The organism is Bradyrhizobium sp. AC87j1, assembly GCF_002936975.1.
GTDB lineage: Bacteria > Pseudomonadota > Alphaproteobacteria > Rhizobiales > Xanthobacteraceae > Bradyrhizobium > Bradyrhizobium shewense.
This window is the reverse complement of sequence record NZ_PTFE01000066.1, coordinates 24,126-47,455: the sequence shown is the minus strand read 5'-3', so window position 1 is coordinate 47,455 and position 23,330 is coordinate 24,126. Positions and strand designations below refer to the sequence as shown.

Annotated in this window: 15 protein-coding genes and 1 pseudogene; 12 read left to right on the top strand and 4 right to left on the bottom strand. The window is 64.0% G+C overall.

The features are described 5' to 3' along the window. Positions 1–254: 254 nt before the first annotated feature. From CV770_RS28020 to CV770_RS27980, 9 genes and pseudogenes are all read left to right on the top strand, one after another. Positions 255–860 (top strand): DUF1419 domain-containing protein, encoded by a 606-nt coding sequence (locus tag CV770_RS28020; RefSeq protein WP_104464674.1) that lies wholly within the window; start codon positions 255–257, stop codon positions 858–860. Between the two features lie 164 nt (positions 861–1,024). Continuing rightward, positions 1,025–6,124: a helicase-like domain-containing protein gene (locus CV770_RS28015; RefSeq protein ID WP_104464673.1), complete on the top strand. Its 5,100-nt coding sequence runs from the start codon at positions 1,025–1,027 to the stop codon at positions 6,122–6,124. A 247-nt stretch (positions 6,125–6,371) separates the two neighbouring features. Next, positions 6,372–8,052: pseudogene (locus CV770_RS28010) on the top strand (ParB/RepB/Spo0J family partition protein). A 90-nt stretch (positions 8,053–8,142) separates the two neighbouring features. Continuing rightward, complete coding sequence (locus CV770_RS28005) at positions 8,143–8,610, top strand: UCP036055 family protein (RefSeq protein ID WP_104464672.1); 468 nt, start codon at positions 8,143–8,145, stop codon at positions 8,608–8,610. Beyond that, positions 8,607–9,497 (top strand): DUF7007 domain-containing protein, encoded by an 891-nt coding sequence (locus CV770_RS28000; protein WP_104464671.1) that lies wholly within the window; start codon positions 8,607–8,609, stop codon positions 9,495–9,497. The genes CV770_RS28005 and CV770_RS28000 overlap by 4 nt, the downstream gene beginning before the upstream one ends. Next, positions 9,494–9,907, top strand: a complete 414-nt coding sequence (locus CV770_RS27995; RefSeq protein WP_104464670.1) for a hypothetical protein — start codon at positions 9,494–9,496, stop codon at positions 9,905–9,907. Before CV770_RS28000 ends, CV770_RS27995 begins: the two co-directional genes overlap by 4 nt. Before the next feature lie 397 nt (positions 9,908–10,304). Next, positions 10,305–10,892, top strand: coding sequence for a hypothetical protein (locus tag CV770_RS27990; RefSeq protein WP_104464669.1), 588 nt, complete (start codon positions 10,305–10,307; stop codon positions 10,890–10,892). Positions 10,893–11,230: 338 nt separating this feature from the next. After that, the gene (locus CV770_RS27985) at positions 11,231–12,157 is read left to right on the top strand and encodes an ArdC family protein (RefSeq protein ID WP_104464668.1); all 927 of its coding nucleotides are present in this window, start codon (positions 11,231–11,233) and stop codon (positions 12,155–12,157) included. A gap of 621 nt (positions 12,158–12,778) precedes the next feature. Beyond that, positions 12,779–13,129 carry a DUF736 domain-containing protein gene (locus CV770_RS27980; RefSeq protein WP_104464667.1) on the top strand — a complete coding sequence of 117 codons (351 nt, stop codon included), beginning with the start codon at positions 12,779–12,781 and terminating at the stop codon, positions 13,127–13,129. Between the two features lie 269 nt (positions 13,130–13,398). Here the strand turns inward: CV770_RS27980 and CV770_RS27975 are convergent, their stop codons facing one another. The 3 genes from CV770_RS27975 to CV770_RS27965 all read right to left on the bottom strand — a co-directional run bounded on the left by CV770_RS27975 (position 13,399) and on the right by CV770_RS27965 (position 16,541). Then, entirely contained in the window at positions 13,399–14,310 is a 912-nt protein-coding gene (locus tag CV770_RS27975; protein ID WP_104464666.1) for a nucleotidyl transferase AbiEii/AbiGii toxin family protein, read from the bottom strand. Beyond that, on the bottom strand, positions 14,307–15,044 hold the full coding sequence (locus tag CV770_RS27970; RefSeq protein ID WP_104464665.1) for a type IV toxin-antitoxin system AbiEi family antitoxin domain-containing protein: 738 nt from the start codon (positions 15,042–15,044) through the stop codon (positions 14,307–14,309). Before CV770_RS27970 ends, CV770_RS27975 begins: the two co-directional genes overlap by 4 nt. A 297-nt stretch (positions 15,045–15,341) precedes the next feature. Further along, positions 15,342–16,541 (bottom strand): RHE_PE00001 family protein, encoded by a 1,200-nt coding sequence (locus CV770_RS27965; protein WP_201760076.1) that lies wholly within the window; start codon positions 16,539–16,541, stop codon positions 15,342–15,344. 2,191 nt (positions 16,542–18,732) lie between these two features. Here CV770_RS27965 and repA point away from each other — a divergent pair. From repA to repC, 3 genes are all read left to right on the top strand, one after another. Next, positions 18,733–19,947 (top strand): plasmid partitioning protein RepA, encoded by a 1,215-nt coding sequence (gene repA / locus CV770_RS27960; protein ID WP_104464664.1) that lies wholly within the window; start codon positions 18,733–18,735, stop codon positions 19,945–19,947. Further along, positions 19,944–20,963, top strand: a complete 1,020-nt coding sequence (repB, locus tag CV770_RS27955; RefSeq protein ID WP_104464663.1) for a plasmid partitioning protein RepB — start codon at positions 19,944–19,946, stop codon at positions 20,961–20,963. The genes repA and repB overlap by 4 nt, the downstream gene beginning before the upstream one ends. 197 nt (positions 20,964–21,160) lie before the next feature. Beyond that, the gene (gene repC / locus CV770_RS27950; protein WP_104464662.1) at positions 21,161–22,393 is read left to right on the top strand and encodes a plasmid replication protein RepC; all 1,233 of its coding nucleotides are present in this window, start codon (positions 21,161–21,163) and stop codon (positions 22,391–22,393) included. A 450-nt stretch (positions 22,394–22,843) separates the two neighbouring features. Here repC and CV770_RS42790 read toward each other — a convergent pair whose 3' ends face one another. Next, entirely contained in the window at positions 22,844–23,002 is a 159-nt protein-coding gene (locus tag CV770_RS42790; protein ID WP_201760075.1) for a hypothetical protein, read from the bottom strand. Positions 23,003–23,330: the final 328 nt, after the last annotated feature.

Below are 23,330 nucleotides of genomic sequence, written 5' to 3'. Positions count from 1 at the left end.
GGTCTCTCACGCCTCGGTGTTGAGCAAAGGAAAAGGAGATCGAACAATGAGGGAGAGGAAAATGAAGTGGGAATGAAGCGCTGCCGCATGCCCGGTCGTCGCGTCAAGGGTGAAGCTTCGCCCGCGTTCCGCGGCCCTTGACCCGCCGGACCGGGGAGGCGGCCGGCGAGGGGGTGTGATGAAGGACTGAAGTGACGAAGAGATCAGGCGGATCGCTCGCGCTGTTAGTCCGGCCAGGCCAACAGGAGCCGCCGATGCACACCTCACCTTCCGTCCGCAAAGTCTTCGAGGGCGTCGCGACGCGCCACGAGATGCACCGCATGTTCAATCGCCATCGCGGCAACCCCATCATGGCCGAGGGAGACGCTCAGCAGCTCTTCGCTGGCGAGTGGTTCGAGATCGCGGAGTCCAAGCATGATTACATGCTCGACATCCTACCGCCGCTTTGGATGCGCGGCGATATGTTCGCAATGCATGAATTCATGACGGGAAACATCACAAGCGTCTTCTTCTCGCTTGCCATCGACGGAAGGCGACGTTGGTTCCATGGCTATTGCGATCTTTCCGACCGGCTCTCGCCAGAGCGGATGAAGGCGGCGATCATCGAGCGCGAGTCACGGCCCGTGCGCGCGATGACTCGCGACGAACGGCTCGAGCACATCTGGTCGAGCACGCATGACGATTATCGCGGCTATGCCGGCGAGCGCTGGCCGCATGTGATGCGCGGCCGCCGCACCGTACTCGTCTATGCCGGCCAGAGCGGCACGGTCCTGAAGCTGCTCGACGACCTCACCGAGGCAGAGGTCGCGGCCAAGCTGCCGGTGCAGTTCCGCCATCTGCCGGAAACGGTCGCGGCCTAGCCCGACCTCCCCTCCTCGCCTCGCAGCAGCCCGGCCTCGCGCCGGGCGTCGCATTTCAGAACCCGGCCCGCCACCGGCCCCTCATCAATTCCCGCATCCCCGTGCCGTCCGTCGCAGCCCGCGTCGGCGGACGGCGGCGCGCGCCCAACTGGAGGACATTTCCTATGGCGCATGACGATCCTTTCACCCTCGACCTCTTCGGCAAGACCGCCCTTTCATCCAGCCTCGGTATTGGCGTCACGGCTTTCGCTGCCGATTTTGGCGGCGACGACGACCATGAGCATGATCCACCGCCGTCGACGCTGGCCCCGGTAGGCCCGGCCATTGAAGCGGCGCGGCGCTCCGATGACGGTCCCCGCAAGCGCGGCGACAATTTGTATCTTTCCGGCGAGCGCGGACTCGCAAAGGGCTGGAAGCAGCGCGCCCGCGACAGCATCGCCGCAGTTCGGCTCGCAGCACAGATCGAGGCCGCGCAACGGCCCGCGACGGTCGAGGAGCAGCAGCAACTGATCCGCTTTACCGGCTTCGGCGCCTCAGAGCTCGCCAATGGCGTTTTCCGAAGGCCCGGCGCAACCGAATTCGCGAAGGGCTGGGACGAGATCGGGGCCGATCTGCAGGATGCGGTCGATGAGGCTGACTACGCTTCGCTGGCACGCTGTACGCAGTATGCCCATTTCACGCCGGAGTTCATTGTCCAGGCGATGTGGGCGGGTTTGCTACGCCTCGGCTGGCGCGGCGGCCGCGTGCTCGAGCCCGGCATCGGCACCGGGATGTTTCCGGCGCTGATGCCGCCGGTTCTGCGCGAGGTCTCCCAGGTCACCGGCGTCGAGCTCGATCCCGTCACGGCGCGCATCGCGCGGCTGTTGCAGCCCCGGGCGCGGATCGTCACCGGCGATTTCGCGCGGTCCGAGCTGCCGGCGCGGTTCGACCTGGTGATCGGCAACCCGCCCTTCTCCGATCGCACCGTCCGCTCGGACCGCAAGCTGCGCTCGCTCGGTCTGCGGCTCCACGACTATTTCATCGTCAAGGCGATCAAGCTGCTGAAGCCGGGCGGTCTCGCCGCCTTCGTTACGTCGCACGGCACGATGGACAAGGCGGATGGCTCGGCGCGCGCGCTGATCGCGAAGCACGCCGATCTCCTCAGTGCCATCCGTCTGCCGGAGGGTAGCTTCCGCGCCGATGCGGGCACCGACGTCGTGGTCGACATCCTGTTCTTCCGGCGGCGCAAGCACGGGGAGCCCGAAGGCGACCTCTCGTGGCTCGAGCTCGAGGAGGTGCGCCCGGCGACCGAGGACGAGGGCGCCATTCGCGTCAACCGCTGGTTCGCATGCCATCGCCACCTTGTGCTCGGCGCGCACGCGCTGACCTCCGGCCCGTTTGGCGAGATCTACACCTGTGTGCCGAGTGACGAGGACCTCGCGACCGCGCTGGACGATGCGATCACCCGCCTTCCTGTCGCAATCTATAACGGCGAACCGGAGGCGATCGACTCTGACGATGAGTGCGAGGCCAGCCCGGCGAAGTCGGAGAGCTCGGTGAGCCTCACGTCGCGCGAGGGCAGCTATCTGCTCGATCACCGGCATGGGTTGATGCAGATCCTCGACGGGAAGCCGGTTGCTGTCTCGGTGCGCAAGGGCCGCAGCGCGGATGGCATTCCGGAAAAGCATGTCCGAATCGTCCAGAAGCTGATCCCGATCCGCGACGCCGTGAGAGAGGTGCTGAAGTGCCAGGAGCTCGACCGGCCGTGGAAGGATGCGCAGGTCAGGCTGCGCATCGCCTGGTCGAATTTCGTCCGCGCTTTCGGGCCTATCAACACGACGGTTGTGTCGACGGCCGAGGACGTCGAGACCGGAGAGGTCCGCGAAACGCACCGCAGGCCGAACCTCCAGCCATTCCTGGACGATCCGGACTGTTGGCTGGTGGCCTCGATCGAAGACTACGACCTCGAGTCGGATACGGCGAAGCCGGGTCCGATCTTCACCGAGCGGGTGCTTGCTCCGCCGGCGCCGCCCGTCATCACCAGCGCCGCCGACGCTCTCGCCGTCGTTCTCAACGAGCGAGGCCATGTCGACCCCGACCACATCGCGGAGCTCGTGCACCGCGACGCGAACGGCGTCATCGCCGAGCTCGGCAGCGCCATCTTCCGTGATCCCAGCGGCGGCTCGTGGCAGACGGCGGACGCGTATCTGTCGGGTGCTGTGCGCGACAAGCTGAAGATTGCGGAAGCGGCGGCTGCGCTCGACCCCGCCTATGCGCGCAACGTGACCGCGCTGCGGGAGGTGCAGCCTGCCGACCTCCGGCCCTCGGACATCACCGCGCGCCTTGGCGCGCCGTGGATTCCCGCCGCCGACATCGTCGCCTTCGTCAAGGAGACGATGGGTGCGGAGATCAGGATCCACCACATGCCGGAACTGGCGTCGTGGACCGTGGAGGCCCGGCAGCTCGGCTGGATGGCCGCCGGCACGTCGGAATGGGGCACGGAGCGGCGCCACGCCGGCCAGCTTCTCTCTGATGCGCTCAACTCCTCCGTCCCGCAGATCTTCGACACTATCAAGGATGGCGACAGCGAGCGTCGGATCCTGAATGTCATCGACACCGAGGCGGCGAAGGAGAAGCTCTCGAGGATCAAGTCCGCCTTCCAGAATTGGATCTGGTCCGATCCGGACCGGACCGACCGACTGGCGCGGGTCTACAATGACCGCTTCAACAACATCGTGCCGCGCGCTTTCGACGGTTCGCATCTGAAATTGCCGGGCGCCTCGGGCGCCTTCGTTCTCTACGAACACCAGAAGCGCGGCATCTGGCGCATCATCGCCTCGGGCGCGACCTATCTCGCTCACGCCGTCGGCGCCGGTAAGACGATGACGATGGCGGCCGCGATCATGGAGCAGCGCCGCCTCGGGCTGATTGCCAAGGCGATGCTTGTCGTGCCCGGCCATTGCCTGGCACAGGCGGCGCGCGAGTTCCTGGCGCTCTATCCCGGCGCCCACATCCTCGTCGCCGATGAGACCAACTTCACCAAAGACAAGCGGCATCGCTTCCTGTCGCGCGCCGCTACAGCGACATGGGATGCGATCATCATCACCCATTCGGCCTTCCGGTTCATCGGCGTTTCGTCCGCGTTCGAGCAGCAGATGATCCAGGATGAGCTCGAACTCTACGAGCAGCTCTTGACCAAGGTCGAAAGCGACGACCGCGTCTCGCGCAAGCGGCTCGAGCGGCTAAAGGAGGGATTGAAGGAACGGCTCGAAGCGCTGGCCACGCGCAAGGACGATCTCCTGACCATCTCGGAGATCGGCGTCGACCAGATCATCGTCGATGAGGCGCAGGAGTTTCGCAAGCTCTCCTTCGCTACCAATATGTCGACGTTGAAGGGCGTCGACCCCAACGGCTCGCAACGCGCCTGGGACCTCTATGTGAAATCGCGCTTCATCGAGACCAAGAACTCTGGGCGGGCGCTGGTGCTCGCCTCCGGGACCCCGATTACCAACACGCTCGGTGAGATGTTCTCGGTGCAGCGCTATCTCGGATACGGCGCACTGCTGGATCGCAAGCTCCACGAGTTCGACGCTTGGGCCTCGACTTTCGGCGATGTCTCGACGGAGCTCGAGCTCCAGCCGTCCGGCAGGTACAAACCGGTCACACGCTTCGCCACCTTCGTGAATGTTCCCGAGCTAATCGCGATGTTCCGGTCCTTCGCTGACGTGGTGATGCCGGAAGACCTGCGGCAGTACGTGAAGGTCCCGGCGATCTCGACGGGCAAGCGCCAGATCCTGACGGCGAAGCCGACGCCGGCATTCAAGCGCTACCAGGCCCTGCTCGACGCGCGGATCAAGGTGATCGAGACACGCGACCGGCCGCCGGAGCCGGGTGACGACATTTTGCTCTCGGTCATCACCGACGGGCGGCATGCGGCGATTGACCTGCGTCTGGTCGATCCGGACAGCCATAACGAGCCGAACAACAAGCTGAATCTTCTCGTCGGCAACGCCTTCCGCGTCTGGAAGGAGACGTCAGAAAACACCTACGTGCGCGCCGACGGCAAGCCGTACGAGCTGCCGGGCGCCGCACAGATGATCTTCTCCGACCTCGGAACGATCAGCGTCGAGAAGACGCGCGGCTTCTCGGCCTATCGCTGGATCAGAGATGAGCTCGTCCGCATGGGCGTTCCCGGATCCGAGATCGCCTTCATGCAGGAAGTTAGGAAGTCCGAGGCCAAGCAGCGTTTGTTCGGTGACGTACGCGCCGGCAAGATCCGCTTCCTGATTGGCTCGTCTGATACAATGGGAACGGGCGTCAATGCGCAGCTTCGCCTAAAGGCCCTCCATCACCTCGACGTGCCGTGGCTGCCGTCCCAGATCGCGCAGCGCGAGGGCCGGATCGAGCGCCAGGGCAACCAGCATACCGTCATCGACATTTTCGCCTATGCGACCGAGGGCTCGCTCGACGCGAGCATGTGGCAGAACAACGAGCGCAAGGCTCGCTTCATCGCCGCGGCGCTCTCCGGCGACACCTCGATCCGTCGGCTCGAGGACCTCAGCGAAGGCCAGGCCAACCAGTTCGCGATGGCCAAGGCGATCTCGAGCGGTGACCACCGGCTGATGCTCAAGGCCGGGCTCGAAGCCGACCTCGCTCGGCTCGAACGTCTGCGCGCGGCGCATATCGACGACCAGCACGCCGTCCGTCGGCAGATGCGGGACGCGGAATGCGACGTCGAGTTCTGCACGCGGCGGATCGCGGAGGTCGGCAAGGATATCAAGCGCCTTGTTCCGACCGGCGGCGACGCCTTCGCCGCGACCGTTGCCGGCAAGCGCTATGTCGAGCGCAAGGAGGCCGGCCGCGCGCTGATGAAGGAAATCCTGACCCTCGTCCAGCTCCAGCAGGAGGGCGAGACCATCATCGCCACGATCGGCGGGTTCGACCTCGCGTACTCCGGCGAGCGTTACGGCCGCGACGGCTATCGCTACGGCACAATGCTGATCCGCACCGGGGAAGAGCATGAGATCGAGTTGCCCGTCACAGCGACTCCGTTGGGCGCGATTTCCCACCTTGAGCATGCATTTGACGATTTCGAGGGCGAACGGGCGCGCTATCGCCAGCGTCTTGCCGACGCATACCGCCGCCTCGCCTCGTACCAGGCGCGCGAGGTCGGCGATTTTGCCTTCACCGGCGAGCTTGCTGAGAAGCGCCGGCAGTTGGCGGAGGTCGAGAAAGCCCTTGCGACGGATGTGGAGAGCGGGGGCGAGAGCGCTATCGCAGCGTGATGAGGGAGGAAGGGAAAACCCGCTCGCAGATCGGCCAGGCCGGCAACGCTGACGCTCAACCGCCGCCTGCGCGATCCCAGCCCGTCGTCCTTCGCAGGGCTGTTAGCCCTGCTTGTCCGGCCTGGCAGGGATGCTCGGCCGCAGTTGTGCCTGCCCGACCGCTCCGCGGGGCCTGTGGGTGTCTTCGGGAAGAAGACGAGGAAGGACCCGCAAGGCGGGGTCCGCGAACCTAAACAGGAGAAGCCCCATGCAACTCATCAAGATTGATCCGCGTGCGCTGAACGAAAATCCCGACCGCATGCGCCAGACGAAGTCGACGGCCGCAGGCCGACGCCCTGCTGCTCGCGACAATCAAGGCCGTCGGCATCGTCCAGCCACCCGTCATCACGCCCGAGACCGGTGGCGGCAACGGCTATGTCATCAATGCGGGTCATCGCCGCGTAAGGCAGGCGATCGCCGCCGGCCTCGAGGAGATCGACGTCCTCGTCGACGAGGCCGCGAACGACAACGGTGCCATGCGCTCGATGATCGAGAACATCGCGCGCGAAGCGCTCAATCCCGTCGACCAATGGCGTGCGATCGAACGCCTCGTCGCGCTCGGCTGGACCGAAGAGGCAATCGGCGTCGCATTGACCCTGCCCGTCCGGCAGATCAGGAAGCTCCGCCTGCTCGCCAACGTGCTGCCGATCATGCTCGATCACATGGCCAAGGGCGACATGCCAGACGAACGTCAGCTTCGTACCATCGCCTCGGCGTCGCTCGACGAGCAGAAGGAGGTCTGGAAGAAGCACAAGCCCTCCAAGGCGGATCCGCAGGTGTCGTGGGGGAGCGTGGCACAGGCCCTGACCAAGGCCCGCATGCACGCTCGCCACGCCAGCTTCGGTGACGACCTCGCCCAGGCCTACGGCATCCAGTGGGTCGAGGACCTGTTCGCGCCAGCGGACGAGGACAGCCGCTACACCACGGATGTCGAGGCGTTCCTCGGCGCGCAGCAGGAGTGTATGGCGAACAACCTGCCGAAGAAGGGCATCATTGCCGAGACGACGAACTGGGGCGAGGTCAAGCTGCCGCCGAAGGCGGAACGCGTCTACGGCAAGCCGTCGAAGTCGGATTGCACGGCGATGTATCTCGACCGTGACGGCCGGGTGCAGAGCGTGCATTATCGTATGCCCGCGGCGAAGAAGTCGAAGGACAACGGCGCGGCGGCCGGTGCTGACGCTGCTGATGAGAGCACAGCGGTCTCGAAGCCGCGTCCCGACGTGACGCGCAAGGGCGTCGAGATCATCGGCGACTTCCGAACGGACGCTCTCCATGAGGCGCTGGCACGCGCGCCCGTCGAGGACGACGTGCTGATGGCGCTGTTGATCCTCGCCTTCGCCGGCCAGAACGTCTCGGTCGATTCCGGTAGCGGCGGCACCTATTACGGCAACCGGCGTTTTGCGCGCCATGCCGCAACGCTGTTTGATCAGGATGGCAAGCTCGTCCTCGACATGGACACGCTGCGCATTGCGGCGCGCTCGATCCTCGTCGAGGTTCTCTCGTGCCGGGAAAACCGCACCGACAGCGGTATCGTTGCGCGCGTCGCCGGCGAGGTGGTCGGCGCGGACAACTTTCTGCCGAACATGGGCACCGACGACTTCCTGTCGTGCCTGTCGCGCGCCGCGCTCGAAGGCTCGTGCAAGGACGCCTCGGTTCTCCCGCGCCAGAAGGTGAAGGACACCCGCGCCGCTTTGGTCGAGCACTTCAAGGAAGGCCGCTTCGTCCATCCGGCAGCGCTGTTCGCTCCGGACAAGGTCAACCTGCTGGCCTGGCTGGCGAAGAACGCCGTCACCTCCGCTGACGACGAGCAGGTCGAGGACCCGGACGCTGGCGACGAGGACAGCGGCGAAGCCTTAGGTGACGAGGCGTTCCGTGAGGCGGCTGAATAGCCCCCGCCATCGACAATCCGAATGACTCCCCGCCGTCGGCCCAGCCGGCGGCGGCTTCGTTTCAAATAGCCATAAAACAGGAGGACGTCCATGTCCGCGCAGTTGATCTATGACCTCGCCCCGCTCGGTGCGATCATCCGGTTTTCCGACGGCACGCCGCGGCCACCGGAGCGGCACCGCAAGAAGCTCGCGGCTTGGCAACACCGCAACAGCAGCGGCCGGCTGATCCGCAAGGAGGCAGGACGCCGCGTCGGCAACACCGTCATCGGCGCCACCATCACACTGCACGCCGGCGACTATGGCGGCGGCGGTGTTGTTCTGCTTCGCGTCCACCGGACCTTCTCGGTCGACGGCGACCTGAGGTTCGTCGTGATCGAACGCCCGAGGGTCGGTGCGGTCCGCGTGCTTAGCCGACCTGGCGAGGACGCCGAACTCATCTATCTCGCCAGCGGCCGCGCCGACGCCGAAACCTGGCTGCAGAGCCACGGCTATCCGGATGCGGTTCTCGACGAGGTGACCGCCGATGTCGACGTCATGGAGAGGAGGACGGCCGTATGACGACGCCCTCATCCCTCACCACCGTGACGGACTCGAACATTGGATTTCCCGAGGTCGAGTTCGGCCGCAGCGGCGACGGCTATCTCGTCGCTCGCGTGGGCGACACGGCTTTCGCCATGCTGCCGGGACGCGACGCCCGTCATTATCTCGCGACCGGCTGGCGCCTCAAGCGGCCGATGACCGAATGGAAGCGCTCTGACTTCTACGGTCATTCCGGCGGGCTCACGGACGAGGTGGCTTTCCGGACAAAGGTCGTAGAGAACGCCGAGCATCAGCGCGAGAAGCGCGCGCTCGGCCGTCGTGACGCCGGCTCCAATGCGAACACGCCATGGGGTCCGTCGCAGGGTGCAACCGTCTATGCGGAAGGCGTTGTCTGCCATTCGACGGCGGGCCACGGCGGCTTTCACCTCTCGGCCGAGCGCAACGGCAAGGTCAACCCCGCACTGCGCGCACCGGGCGGCTGGTACGAGGAAGACGAGGCCTGGGCGATCGTGGCGGTCACCTTCCCGCATCTGTTCACCGGCTACGAGCAGTGCTGCGCCGAGCGCACCATCAAAGATAGCTGGCCCGATGCGTGGGAGGCGATTTTCGGGATCGTGCTGCAGCCCGGCGAATCCCGCGAGAAGGATCGGCGCGCCTTCGAGAGGGAGCACGCCGACAACTGGATCGTCGTGTCGGCGATCACGTCGGATCAGCAGCCGGGCTTTGTTGAAGTCGTCGCCACGCCGGGCGGCAGACGTGGCGCGGGCACTGAGGAGCGACGTTTCCTCGTCCCATCCGACGAGTACCGGATTGGCCGCTTCGGCTTCGTCGTCGATGAGACCCTCCACCCGGTCTATTCCGGACCATCGAGCTTCATCGGTTGGCAGGGAGGGACGTCGCCATGAAGGCTTCCTCCGAACGTCTCGCCCAGCATTCGCGCATGGAAGAGGCACGGCGCCAGACGCAGCGCCAGCTCGACATGATCGACCGCCAGATCATCCGCCGCATGACGGCGCTGATCCCGCAGCTCGGCCGCAAGCGGTCCGGATACCGCCGCGGCAAGCCGCCTGACCCTAGTGCGTTCCTCGAACGCTATCGTTCGAACCTTGCGGCGATCACCGCAGAGCGCCAACCGGAGATCGACGCGCTGTCGCGCAAGCTAGCCCGGCAGGATGGCGCGATCGAGACGCTGCGAGCTCGATGCGCGCCGGAGTCTCGCCCCGCTCGTGACGACGTGGAGCGCGCACATCGCAAGGAGGAACGTTGCAGTCCGGCCGACTATCGTCCGGGGAAGCGGCATGGCGCCGCGGCCTAGCGGGGCCGAAGCTGGTTCTGCGGCTCGCTCAGGCGGACATCTCGAGCACGACGCGAGGCTGGCGGTCTGCTGGGTTGAACCTTTCCGCATTCGCCAACCCGGCCCGCACCCTGTCGGCCCTCCCCTCGGGTTTGCTGCGGTCTGCGCCCCCGGCGGTCCGCTTCAAGGCCAAGTCGCAAGCGACCAGGAACCGCCGATCTCGGCAAGGCCCGGCCGCGTCCGGCGCAGGGCTCCAGCAAGCTGGACCCTGCTTGTCCGCAGCCGGACCTCGCTCGCCTGGCGGTCCCCGGACCTTGAAGTCGCCCTCATCCCGGCGGCGCTGGGCGACCGCACCCGAAGGGAGGTCCGGCAGGTGCCGGATCGAACCTGACGGCGAAACCTGAGAAGGGAATTCACCATGACCAAGCCTGCTCGTTCCTCTCGCGCCAGCGCGCGTGTCATCCCGCTTCGCAAAGGCACCACTCTCGAAATGGTCCGGCTCGCCTGTCCCGACGCCGCGCAGGCGCAGCGCATTTCCGAAAGCTTCGGCCTTGCGATCCAAGACAGCGACGGCATCCGCGATCTGCATGAGAGGTTCATCATCGAAACCGCCGACGCACTCAAGGACGGCCTGAGTGAACGCGCAATGCAGATTCACCTTCAACGGATCGTCGGCGCTTATGTCGGCTCCGCGCACGGCGCCGGCCAGTTCTACACCCGCGCAGTCACCGAAGCGCGAGATGCGACCGCCAAGCTCGCCAACGACGGCCGCGATGAGGATCTCGATGGTCCGGTCGGCTTCGATAGCCAGGCACAGCGCAAGCGTGAATTCGCCGCCGACATGGGCGTGCAGTCTCACGCGCTTCGCATGGCCGCCGAGGGCGCCGTCGCCGCCTACGAAAAAGTCGTCGGCGAGACCTGGAGGCCTTTCGAGCGGCCTGTCGACCACACGACCGACACCGTCGGCAGGAAGGCGGCCAAGGCACAGATATCGGCGTTTGACTGATGCCGCCGGCGGGGCTTCGGCCCCGCCATTCTCTTTCACGATTCGATGTCGGCCGGCCCCTCCGGGCCGGCATTTTTTATGTCGCACGGCGCGACGGCGCAAACGAGCAAAGAGAATCAACCGGGTTGGACTGCCCCTCGCGGCCCGTAGCGGCGTTCGGTCGATGCTCCGGCCCGCGCGGCAGCGCAACGGCTTTGCCGTCCTCCACTGACGTTCCGGTCCGGCGTCTCTGTCGCCACTCAGACCACCAGCGCCACCGGATGCGCGACCCCGCAGGCCTTCGCAGCGGACCGCCGTGAGGGCCGCGATGGGCGCGCCCTACAACGGAGACTAGGAACATGACAGGTAAGGAAACGAAACCCCGCGCCGACATCTATGCACGGATCACCGATCGCATCGTCGCGGACCTGGAGCGCGGTGTACGTCCGTGGGTCAAGCCATGGAATGCGGCCAACGCCGCTGGATGCATCACGCGGCCGCTGCGCCACAACGGCATGCCCTATCAGGGCATCAACGTCGTACTGCTGTGGTCGGAAGCCGTCGCGCGTGGCTTCACATCACCGATCTGGATGACCTTCAAGCAGTCGTTCGAACTTGGCGGTCACGTCCGCAAGGGTGAGAGTGGAACAATGGTCGTCTATGCCAACAAGTTCACTAAGACCGAGACCGATGAGCATGGCGATGACGTCGAACGGACCGTTCCGTTCCTGCGCGCCTATACGGTATTTTGCGTCGATCAGATCGACGACTTGCCGGATTACTATTACGGGCGGCCGACTCCAAGCATCGCGCCGGAACGACGCATTGCTCATGTGGACGGATTCTTCGCCAATACGGGCGCAACCATCCAACATGGCGGCGATAAGGCATTTTTTGCGCCGGCGCTCGATCTCATCCAGATGCCGCCCTTCGAGAGCTTCCGTGACGCGGAGAGCTACGCTGCCACGCTCGCGCACGAATGCGTGCATTGGACTGGGCCGGCGCACCGCGTCAATCGCGACCTCAGCCGCTACGCCAAAGATCGAAGCGAGCGCGCCCGCGAAGAGTTGGTCGCCGAACTTGGCGCCTGTTTCCTCAGTGCGGATCTCGGTATCGTACCGGAACTCGAGCCGCGCGGCGATCACGCGAGTTACCTTGCGTCGTGGTTGGAGGTGCTGTCCAACGAGAAGCGCTTCATCTTCTCCGCGGCCGCCCACGCTCAGCGGGCAGTCACCTATCTGCACGATCTTCAACCCAAGGCGGCCGAGATCGACCAAGCGGCATGAGGCGCAACGATCCGCGCGTCGGCCGATTGCGCTCCATCGTTCACCTTTCTGGAAAGTGACGAAGGCCTCGCCTCACGGCGGGGCTTTCTTATGTGCATCGTCATGCGTGTGCCGGCGACTGGAGAGGCGGTGCTTCCCCCCATCCCGAGGACGTAGGCAAGATGCGCCGAGCGGGTTCTTCTGGCTTCCGAGATGCCCGTCAGTTTCTGGGCGAGCGTCTTTCCGAAGCGGCAGGAGGCTGATGTCATGACGATGCGATAGTCCGGGAGTCTTATTGCGTCCGCCGAACCGGAAGAAGGCTTACGCGGTGCCCGCGAGTCTCTTTCATCAACGCGCGCCCGTCGTCGTGCGGTGTGGCGTGCCTGTCGCTCAGTCGGATCCTCATCGTTCGGCCTGTGCGCCCAATGCGTCCTCGATTTGGCATGTCTAACCGAAGGCCGTCGTCGCTGCGCTCGCCTCGATCAAAAGACCGCAACGGCCGTTCTCGGCTTTCTTCCCCTGGTCGCTGCGCGCCCATTCCTCGCGAGACAAGAAAGCCTCGCCCTGGCCGCCCTCTACTGCGTGGCGGCCCTTCGGGTGCGGCTCGATCGCCTCCGGTCCACGACAGCCATCGAGGTCGCGATGGTCGCGGCCCGAGAGACGAAAGAGGATACGAACATGGCTACCATCGGCAACTTCACCATGAACGGCAACGGCTTCGTGGGTACCGTCAAGACCCTCGCCCTCGGCACCGTGAAGGCCAAGATCGTCCCGGCCGAGCGGACCTCGGAGAAGGCCCCGGACTACCGGATCTTCGCAGGCACCATCGAGTTCGGCGCCGGTTGGAAGAAGAAGTCCCAGGATCAGAACCGCGACTATCTCTCGGTCAAGTTGGACGACCCGAGCTTCGCGGCTCCCATCTACGCCACGCTGGTCGAGGTGGAAGGCGAGGAAGGCCACTCGCTCATCTGGTCTCGCCCGAACCGCGACTGAGACGCCGCGCAGGTGGCCCCGCCGAGAGGCGGGGCTTCACCCGTAGGCCGGAAGACGAGCGATTTTGAACGCGCGCGTAAAGTTGGCAAGTGCTGCCTCATCATGCCGCCTATATTGCTTCATCGATAGCCAACCCGTGGCGACGGCCCATCGTGTACATAGAACGGCGGAATCAATCCCTGCTCGGCATTAGCAGTGCGGAACGGCGTCCCGCGCGGAAGCATTCCTGTCGGACGGGTCGAGGCGTGATTTTTCAAGCTGATGCTCAGCTATAATAGCCGACCCAGCGCATCCGATTGCTCGGCGAATTTTCGGGCATTGGTCTTCCGAAGCCGTTCGAGGTTTTGCAGCTTCCATCGCAATCCGGGAAGCTGCTCCAAGTGCGGCACGCCCAGTAGCGACCATTCGGGCGCTGCGGCAACCAGCGATAGCAGGAAGCGGCGCTCATCGGCGCTCAGACCTTGCTGCAGTTCGCGCATCATTCGCTCGCGCGCTGCCAAGAGCGCATCGAGTTCAACGGGCTCGGCGGTCATGCCCGCGAAATTTTGCTCGAATTCCTGGCGGATGTCGCGCAGCGACGGAAATAGGACTTCGTGTACCGGCCGGTTATGGCTCGCGAGATAGACGACGAAAGCGCGGCGGATGCCGGGCGTGATTCCCTCGTGCGCGAAAAGCTGTGTGACGTCGAACAGATCGCGGGGATGCTGCCGGTCCATCGCCGCAACCAGTTTGCCGCCATACACGTCTTCGAACGACACCACCGGGATTTCGAGATCCGCCTGCAGCGTCTCGCGCGCAGCCTCTGTCAGTGACGCCATGTGCACCGGGTGAACGGTGCCGCGCATGACGAAATTGACCTCGACCTTCACTTCGATGACCCCTCGCCGCACCAACAGCTTGGTCTCGCCGGAATCCGTCGCGGCCGGCGCATGGGTTTGGAAGCCCTGCTTCTGCAGGCGCGCGGCCGACTGGCGGATGGCCTCGTTGATGTGCTGCAGGGCCCGCTCGCGCGACAGTGTATGGTCGGGAAACACCAGATCGAGATCGACCGACAGCCGCGGCATGTCGCGCACGAACAGGTTGATCGCCGTGCCGCCCTTGAGGGCGAACGTATCATCGATGAGCACCAGCGGCGCCACGCGTGTCAGCAACCGCGCGCTGTCGAGGTAGACCTGGTTCATGGCTTCAGCACCAGGAGCCCATCACCGGAGCGTGACACCCAGGCCCTGTCGCTGCCCTTGGGCAACTGAGACGGATCGAGCTTGCCGGCCCAAGGCTGGGAGAGTTCGCGGCCAAGCTGCAAACACAGGCGAACGGTCTTGACGCTGGTGCAGCGCTTGAGCAGGTCTCGCAGCAGATCGGCACGCAGGCTGTAAGTGCTTTCGACCAGCTCGCGCGCTTCTTGCAACGGCTGCCGGACTCCGACTTCGCTTAGCACCTCCAGCAACGCGCGTTCCGGCGCCGAGACGAGCGGGCCGCCCTTGCGGTTCTCGAAGGGCCGGACATGAAGTAGCGCGCCGGGCTCTTCCTTGAAGAGTCGCTTGCGGTGGTACTCGGCCGGGAAGCGCTCGGTGAACCACTCTGGAAGGCGTCCCGCTTTCCAGCCATAGAGGTGAAGGACAGGCCGTTGGGACAGGTAGTGCCGTATGCCGTGCCAGTCGAGCGCGGACTTTCCACCGACATGCAGTCCTTCGAAGCTCCGCTGCAGCAGGACGAGACTCGGATGCAAGGCGGGCGGATCGTTCGGCCGGCAATACACGCCGCGGGCCAGCCGTTGCAACCAGCCGGCACGGACATAGTGGACGGCAAGGTCGGCCGAGATTCCGAGGGCGGCGAGGTCGTCGGAGGTCAGCGGCGCCCGCGGCGTCAGGTGGGTATAGAGCTTGTTTAGCTTATCCCTGTGGGTCGTAGCCATGCTACGATAATATGGATTATTCTAAAGCACCGCAAGTTTAGATTTAGTGGTTATATCGTAGTCGGGCTACGATAAGTAATATCAAACTAAGTCAAATCTTCAGGCCTTCCTCTCAGCGCGCATCCCGGTGGAATAAAGGCCTTGGTCCGGTGTCTCGAGCGTTACCGGGGTTTTGCGTCACACCCTCCCGGGGCTGGAAAAGGCCGCCGCCTGCGCTGGATTTCAAGCGGGCGGCGTTTTTGTTCGTGTCTTATTTACTCGGCGAGGCGGCGCATCCACAGCCCTGACTTTCACGCCTTACAGGATGCCCCACGCTCGATAGCGTCCCCGCCCCGTCGCCTCGCGCAAGCCGAGCTCGGCGACCAGGTTTTGGGCAGCACGGGGAGTGATCCCCAGCTCCGCCGCGATCATGCCCGCCGAGACGATCGGCCTGGTCAGCACGTAGTCGAGGAGAGCCGGCAGTTTTGAAGTGGCGCGACGGCCCGCGAGTTTGCGGGCAAGCAGATTTCTTGTCATCAGCCAGCGGTCGTGGTCCTTACGGCCAGACTCGGCGGCGGCGGTCATGGCCTCGAGTTGCACGGTCAAACGCGCTGCGGCGTCGCGTGGCCGCCGGCGCTCACGCGGAATGCTTTTCAGCCCAGCATGCATGCACGGCAGATGCGAGCGCGTTTTGCCGCGGTCCCTCAACAATGCCGCGGCGAGCAAGGGTCCGAGCCAAGGCGTGTGCTCGAGCGGTTCGATCACACCCCAGGCGTCGGCGGCAATCGCCCCCGCTAGGGTCGGCGGCAAGCCGCGGGTCTGGTCGACCACATCGCGCCAGTAAACGAGGCGTCCCTCTTCGTCCCAGTCTGGATCGTAGATGAGTGAATCCCTCTCCGGCCGGAATCGAGTCTCGTCAGCAAGCCTACGCTCCGTCCTAGCGTTTGCGGCGTCGACGGCAGCGAAGGCAGAGGCTAGGTGGGGATCGGCCTCGATGGCGCCGAGCGGCCCTTCGAGATCCACCTCGTCCCGCTCGGCGTCCTCGTCGAGCTCAAAAACCCCCTCACCTTCCTTCCGATTGCCGGTCCCCTCTTCTCGCTCGCCCCGGCCGCGCAAGCTGGCGAGTCCGGTCGCTGACAGCGCCCAGTCGAGCTTCGCCTCGGCGATGCGACGACGGGCGCGCAGCACGGCATGGGCGCGGGTCAGCTCATGGGTGGGAACGCGGACGTCCATGCCGGCGTCGTGGAGGACGAGGTCTTCGAGGTGGACAAGTTCGCCGTCCAGCCACAGACTGGCGCACGCATCAGTGAAGTGTGTCCGGCTGATTGCGCCATCGCGGATTGGGCTTTTGGCCAGCCGCTCGTCGAAGCGCGCCACGGCATCCTCAGCTGCGGCGAGCGGTCCGACGAGGCGGGCCCAGGGCAGCGGATCGGGGATTTTGTAGCTGTAGGACAAGGTATTGATAACCTTAACGGGGATCGACGAAACGGAAGCTAACACGACGTTGGATTCCGTCATAGCGATACCGGTTCCGACCCGTCCGTCACTGTCGATCCCCCGATCGAAAGAATTGAATTCGGTTCGCAAATCAGCGGTTCTGGCGGCCTTGAGCCAAGCGGATCGCGGTAGTGGCCTCAACTGCCGAGACGGCGGGCCGCTTAGCACCCCTCTTCCGGACGCGTTCGTCGGTCAGGCTACTGTCCGAACGACCGCGCGGTCGCAGCTCTCGGCTGGCTTGCCCGCGGTCGGGCTCGGTGGCTTCGCGGCGAATCACCGTTCATGACTTCTGCCACGCCCAGCCTCGCTCCGATAGTAGCAGCTTGTCAGGCAGCCTCGATGTCGTTCTAGGGAACCGGCGCCCTTGAACATCAACGCTTCGCCAAAATATCGGGTGCAGGTACAGGCGAGACGGTCCCCGAAATTGAGCCGTGCCAGCGTCGGCCCTTGCCGTTGCCAGTCGAAGGCGTCGAGCGCGATGCGGGCCTCTTCGGGCGCCACGTTCACCATCTTCTGGGAGGATTCGCGCCAGATCTGGGTGAGAAGGTCGCAAGGACGCGCAGGCGGCCATAAGCCTCTATGGTTAGCATTCTATGAATCCCAGGCCCCCTCTCCCCGGGCTGTTTCCCCTCAAAGCCAACGCGGTACGTCTCGGACTCGAGGCGAGAACAATCTCGTCCAGGCCCTACCTTCCGTGGTGTGCATTCATCGGGCGGGTCGACGAGTCCGTTCTTGGCCCGATTGAACGGACGTGGGTCGGCGACGCAGATCCAAATGCTGCAGAGCACAAGATTGTTGTCAGCTGACAACATCCCTCCCCCGTGGGTCGCGCCTTGTTGTCAGCTGACAACAAGGGTCGGTTGGTAGATGGCACCGCGTGAGCCGACTTCCCCCTGTCCGATCGACCTCGTTTTGATGTCACGGAAGTCCGCGGATGAACTTCCTGCTGCATCGGATCCAGGCGAGTCGGCTGCAAGCTCAGCCTGCTCGTCGGCTATTTCCTTCCGACGATGGACGGTCACGGCTTGATCCCGATGCCGACTGTGATCGGATAACGCTTCGCGTTCGCCTGCCGACCGTGGCGCCGCCATCGTCTTGCGCGGTCCCGAGGGAGTAGATGTTGTCAGCTGACAACATCTGCCGGGCCATCCTCGATGGACGGCGCCCTGCGAGCGGAACTTCTTGCCCGGGATGGAATCCGGTGCACAGGCCTGGAACTTGCCGTCTCACAAGCCTCGGGACCGGGCTCGGCATTGCCCTGGGGGCTTCTGAACGCCAAGCGCTAAGATGGATTCGGCCGGGCGCTAGGCCGATCCGCAGCACCGCGTGCCGGTCCACGTGGTTTCCCGGGCCACATTGCCATACTGGGCCGCAAGCAGCGCCGGGCGGGTGGTCGGCGTTGCGGCTGGAGGTCCGGGCGCCTCGGTGCGATCGGGCTACGCATGAACAATCGCAGATGTCTCCGGAATGGTTGAGGCTCAAGACCTGATCGTCCGACGGTTGGAGACCTGTTACCGTGTGGCGGTCGCTTCTGCCTCGGGCGAGCGGGCGGTGCCCAGTGCAACTCTGCGATAGCGCGTCGGTCAACGCCGTGACAGCCCAGCGTGCCTCGGGACCTACCGATCCAACATCTCTCAAGGTCCCGCCGCTCGCCATCCTGCTCGGGTTCTTCGACGAGGCGGGGAGGGCGCCTTTCCTGGGATCGCCGCTCCCGGCATCGGGTTGAGTAGCTTGAGCGGACCCACGTTACATTTCCGAGGACGCGATCTTCTGGAGGCAACGACTGGCTGGGAAGCGGAGAATAGGGACCCTCGCGCGGGATTTATCAGCCGCCCGTCAAGCGCTGGTGCACGCTGATTCGACGCCAGGAGCGAGGGTTTGGCTGTGCATGGAAGGAGGCTACAGCGCATCCGCACGGTAGCAAGACCGATGGGGCCATAGATGGGCGTGGTACAGAATGACGCTCGAGGTTCCGTGGAGCCCAGCCGAATCACGCTATAGTAGAGGCTCGCTCCGCCGGCTGGGGGCGTTGTTGTCAGCTGACAACAACAACAAGGCGATGCGCCCAAAAAGCCGCTGCACGATTTTGGGCACGCCATCGAGCGTTAAGAACTCGTTAACCCTTTATTTCTTGCTCAAATCATAGAATCGTGGCCATCTCTCAAGACGGATATTAGGCGTCTGACGCGCAGAAACCGTCTTGAGAAGGCAAATGACGACCTTAGCGGAAGATACGGTTACGATGAGCGAGACTGCGTCTGCGCGGATCTCTCGGCATGCCGGCATTCTTTCCGGCCAGCTTCGCACGCTCGCGACGACACTGTTCCCGCCCTCAGCAAGCAAATCGCTCCGGTCGTTCACCTCAGGGGAGGTTGCGCGAATTGCGGGCGTGTCCGATGGATACCTTCGGCAGCTCTCTCTCGACGGACTTGGACCGACCCCAGCGACGGGGATCGGGGGGCGACGGTCTTACACTCTGGCTCAGATCCATGAGCTGCGCGGGTACCTGGCCACCGCGCGGCCCCGAGAAGCACTGGAATTTCTCCCGCGCCGGCGCCCGGGCGACAAGCTCCAAATCATCACAGTCGCGAACTTCAAAGGCGGCTCCGCCAAGACGACGACGGCGTTGTATCTTTCGCAATACCTCGCCCTTGCCGGCTTTAGGGTCCTCGCGATTGACCTCGATCCGCAGGCTTCGCTGTCAGCAATGTTCGGGTACCAACCCGAGTTCGACATCGGAGCGAACGAAACCCTCTACGGCGCCATACGGTATGACGAGCACCGGCGGCCAATGCACGAGGTTATTCGGCCGACTTATTTCGACGGGATAGGTCTCGTGCCAGGCAATCTCGAGCTCATGGAATTCGAGCACACCACACCTCGAGCGATGGTCGAGCGGCGTGAACGCGGACACGACCTCTTCTTTCGCCGCGTCGCCAGCGCCATCGACCAGGTTGCCGACGACTATGACGTCGTCGTCGTCGACTGCCCACCCCAACTTGGTTACTTGACCATGGGCGCGCTAAATGCGGCGACCGCGATGCTCGTGACCATCCATCCTCAGATGGTCGATGTCGCATCCATGAGCCAATTTCTCCTCATGACGTCGGACCTCATGTCCGTCATCGAGGAGGCTGGCGGGCGCCTTGATCACGATTTCATCCGGTACGTCATCACGCGTCACGATCCCAATGACGTGCCCGAAGCTCAAATCGTCGCTCTCCTTCGTACCCTTTTTGGATCGGACGTGCTCCAGGCCACAGTGTGGAAATCGACCGCGATCGCCAATGCTGGTCTCACCAAGCAATCACTTTATGAGCTGGAGCGCGGCGCCGTAGGGCGGGGCGCCTACGACCGGGCATTGGAATCGGTCGACGCGGTCAATGCCGAAATCGCGCAACTTCTCAAGAAGGTGTGGGGTCGATGAGCAAACGTACTGACACTATCAAGAGCCTTTTCACGGCCCCGCAATCAGCTGCGTTGTCAGCTGACAACATGCCCGGTGCCCTGCCGCGGGTTTCGTCGGGCTCAGTCCGCTCGTTGAAAGACACTTTTTCCGGAGTCGAGAAAGAGAACGAGGAGCTTCGCGAAAGGATTGCCTCCGGAGCGATGATCCTTGAAATCGACCCCTCGCTTATCGATCCGTCACCGCTGGCCGACCGGTTTCGCGACCAGGACGATAGCTCGTTCGAGGCGCTCAAGCAGTCGATCGCACAGCGTGGTCAAGAGGTGCCCGTTCTCGTTCGGGAGCATCCTGAAGCAAAAGGGCGCTACCAGAGTGCCTATGGTCACCGCCGCGTCCGCGCCACGCGCGAACTAGGCATTTCGGTCAAAGCGATCCTGCGAGCGCTGTCAGATGAAGCGCTCGTCGTGGCGCAAGGACTCGAGAACGCACCACGCGAAGATCTGAGTTTCATCGAGCGCGCCACCTTCGCGATGCATATCGAAGATGCCGGGCATAGCCGGTCAATCGTGCAAGATGCGTTGTCGATCGATCGTGCGGAGGCCTCGAAACTTCTTGCCGTGGCCCGGTCAGTTCCAACCGATGTTGTTCAAGCAATCGGGAAGGCTCCGAAAGTTGGCCGCGGTCGCTGGCAGTCATTCGCTGAATTGATCAAGGATGCCGCGGCGCTCAAACGTGTCAGAACGGCGATCGCTGAACCGAAATTTGCAGAGCGAGAAACCGACGCCCGGTTTCTTGCAGCATTCACAGCGGCAAGCCGTCCATCTTCCGCGGGCACATCGAAGACTTCCGAAGATAAGCCGGTCTTTTCCGTATCCGGCGACAAGATTGCGCACGTGCGTCAGGCCGAGCGCGAATTGAAGCTTACCCTCGACAAGAATGTCTCAGCGACATTTGCAGCATTTCTTGTCGACCAACTCCCGGCGCTGTTCGACGCCTTTTCCAAAACGAGCGGCGGTCAGGAAACTACCGAGGCCTGACAGCCTCGTCCCGTAAACACGAACCAGGAGCAGACAAGGCAAAAGAAAAAGGCCCCCGAAACGGAGTTCCGGAAGCCCTTCTCTTCAAGTTTGGCGACTGACAGAGAATCACTTTCGCGAATCGCAGTCAAGAGTTTCTACGCGATTTTATCGTCGTTTCGGCGAGCAGGTTTCCTTTGCCCAGCTGAGGCAAAGACATGCAGTCACACTCTCCAACGACGCCCTTCGGGCGGCGGTCGTTGACGCTCGCCCATGTGGCAAGCCAAATGGTCGCAACCGAACGCCCTCCCGAAAAGATCGTCCACAAATGGAAGATCTTCCACGCCATCTGCACGGCACGGCCGCGCCTTGGCGTGTCGGAGCGCGCGCTCTCGGTATTAAATGCGCTCCTGACCTTCCATCCTGAGACCGCGCTGACAGGAGAGGATGATCTTATCGTCTTCCCGTCGAACCATCAGCTCAGTCGGCGGGCGCACGGCATGCCGGCATCGACGCTGCGGCGTCACCTGGCTGTGCTGGTCGACGCGGGACTGATCGTTCGGCGCGACAGCCCCAATGGCAAGCGCTATGCGCGGAAGGACGATGCCGGCGAAATCGAGCTCGCCTTCGGCTTCGATCTGTCACCGCTCGTCGTGCGCTCGGGAGAGTTCGAGAACCTGGCGGCCGATATCGAAGCAGAAGCCCGCGCCCTCAAACTGGTGCGTGAGCGGATTACGCTGTGCCGGCGCGACATCGCGAAGATGATTGCAACTGGCATCGAGGAAGGTGTCCCGACGCGATGGGCAGGGCAGGGGCCTGCCGATTGGCAGGAGGTTCATGCCGCCTTCCGCGCAATGGTCGCCCAGATTCCGCGCACAGCTACGCGCCAAGAGCTCGAGCCGATCGCCGACGAGTTGTCGCAACTTGCTGACGATGTGCTCAATCTTCTGGAAGCGCATATCAAATCCAAGAATCCAAGCGCCAATGAGTCCCACACTGAGCGCCACATACAGAATTCAAATACTGATACCTTTCCTGATCTTGAACCTCGCCTTCGAGAAGGCAGGGCGGCGGGAGCTGCGCCAAAGCCTCAACCATCGCGAGTCGCCGAGGGTCCGTATCCGTTGGGAATGGTCCTGAGTGCATGCCCAGACATCGTCGATTATGCGAAAGGTGGAATTTCGAACTGGCGCGATTTCTTCGCCACGGCGGCCGTCGTGCGGTCGTCGCTGGGAATCAGCCCAAGCGCCTGGGAGGAGGCGCAAACCGTCCTGGGCGAAATGCAGGCCGCTGTGGTTGTCGCCTGCATCTTGCAGCGTGGCACAGCGATCAGATCGGCTGGCGGCTACTTGCGCGGGTTGACGCGGAAGGCGGAGCTCGGAGAGTTTTCCCTTGGGCCGATCCTGATGTCGCAAATCAACTCCCGGCTCCATGAAAAACGGACGGCCTGACGGATGGGTGACTGCCTTGTGCGCCAGAGGCTCGGGCTGCCGCGTACGTGGTCCGAGCTTGCGGTTGAGGTCGAATTTGATGGGGCCTTGGCTGCGGCGTCAAATCTTCATCAGGGTGCCCCGCAGGAAACTGGCGACCCCGACGATTGCGCACCCGGGCGTCGTGTGCGGGCGGCGGGGGTGGATCGCGAGGTTGTTTACCGAGCACGCCGCTCTGCCGATTGACCGATCGGGCCCGTGAGGATCGCGAGGGCGCCTCAAAAAAGGCAGGGCAATGCTGCGACGGGCCGAGCAAGATCGATGAGAAAGCTCGCGAGCGGCGCGGCGCTGAAGGAACAACGGGTGGCGGTATGCCGAGCGACGCAAGCGGGAGAGTTACGGGCGAAGGGCCGGAGGAAGCGTCTGCATCGGATGCTCGAGGAGGCCGCAACTTCGTCGGGCTGCTTTCCTTCAGAACGGCTCCGGGCCAAGCGCGAGGCCAAAGGCCATGGCCGCCACCAGGGACAGCAGCAGACCGGCGCCACTGAAGATCACGATCGTCTTCAGGTCCTCGACGTCGGTTTCCGCACGGGTGACGCGCGAGAGCGCTCGCGCCAAGGTGGCTATCATCTGTCTACTCCGAAGAACGCCAGACGGAACCATAGAGGAGCGGAACGTAGAGCCGTGTGAACTGGGTCTCAATGCCAGCTCGATTTTGGAGCCACCGTTCGCGGGGAAGCTTGCTCGCTGTGCCAACTTCGTGCCGCCGACTGGCAGTCGGAGGCCCGGATCCGGACGTCATCCAGCGTTACGTCGGCCTCCCAGCAGAATGCGAAGCGTAGGCCTCGAGGCGGCCTCTGGGCCGACTAGGACAGTCAGTGAACAGTCGCCTCGGTCGATGAAAGACACGGAAAGTCGACGATCGGGCCGCGATCGGACTCAAGTCCGCCGGGATCGG

What these genes read in the sequence shown, in the direction of transcription:
- repB (WP_104464663.1), top strand. Translation starts at nt 19,944, where the DNA reads ATGAGCAAACGTACTGACACTATCAAGAGCCTTTTCACGGCCCCGCAA.
- CV770_RS27995 (WP_104464670.1), top strand. Translation starts at nt 9,494, where the DNA reads ATGAAGGCTTCCTCCGAACGTCTCGCCCAGCATTCGCGCATGGAAGAG.
- CV770_RS28005 (WP_104464672.1), top strand. Translation starts at nt 8,143, where the DNA reads ATGTCCGCGCAGTTGATCTATGACCTCGCCCCGCTCGGTGCGATCATC.
- CV770_RS28015 (WP_104464673.1), top strand. Translation starts at nt 1,025, where the DNA reads ATGGCGCATGACGATCCTTTCACCCTCGACCTCTTCGGCAAGACCGCC.
- CV770_RS28020 (WP_104464674.1), top strand. Translation starts at nt 255, where the DNA reads ATGCACACCTCACCTTCCGTCCGCAAAGTCTTCGAGGGCGTCGCGACG.
- CV770_RS27980 (WP_104464667.1), top strand. Translation starts at nt 12,779, where the DNA reads ATGGTCGCGGCCCGAGAGACGAAAGAGGATACGAACATGGCTACCATC.
- CV770_RS27985 (WP_104464668.1), top strand. Translation starts at nt 11,231, where the DNA reads ATGACAGGTAAGGAAACGAAACCCCGCGCCGACATCTATGCACGGATC.
- CV770_RS27990 (WP_104464669.1), top strand. Translation starts at nt 10,305, where the DNA reads ATGACCAAGCCTGCTCGTTCCTCTCGCGCCAGCGCGCGTGTCATCCCG.
- CV770_RS27975 (WP_104464666.1), bottom strand. Translation starts at nt 14,310, where the DNA reads ATGAACCAGGTCTACCTCGACAGCGCGCGGTTGCTGACACGCGTGGCG.
- repA (WP_104464664.1), top strand. Translation starts at nt 18,733, where the DNA reads ATGACGACCTTAGCGGAAGATACGGTTACGATGAGCGAGACTGCGTCT.
- CV770_RS27970 (WP_104464665.1), bottom strand. Translation starts at nt 15,044, where the DNA reads ATGGCTACGACCCACAGGGATAAGCTAAACAAGCTCTATACCCACCTG.
- CV770_RS42790 (WP_201760075.1), bottom strand. Translation starts at nt 23,002, where the DNA reads ATGATAGCCACCTTGGCGCGAGCGCTCTCGCGCGTCACCCGTGCGGAA.
- CV770_RS27965 (WP_201760076.1), bottom strand. Translation starts at nt 16,541, where the DNA reads ATGACGGAATCCAACGTCGTGTTAGCTTCCGTTTCGTCGATCCCCGTT.
- CV770_RS28000 (WP_104464671.1), top strand. Translation starts at nt 8,607, where the DNA reads ATGACGACGCCCTCATCCCTCACCACCGTGACGGACTCGAACATTGGA.
- repC (WP_104464662.1), top strand. Translation starts at nt 21,161, where the DNA reads ATGCAGTCACACTCTCCAACGACGCCCTTCGGGCGGCGGTCGTTGACG.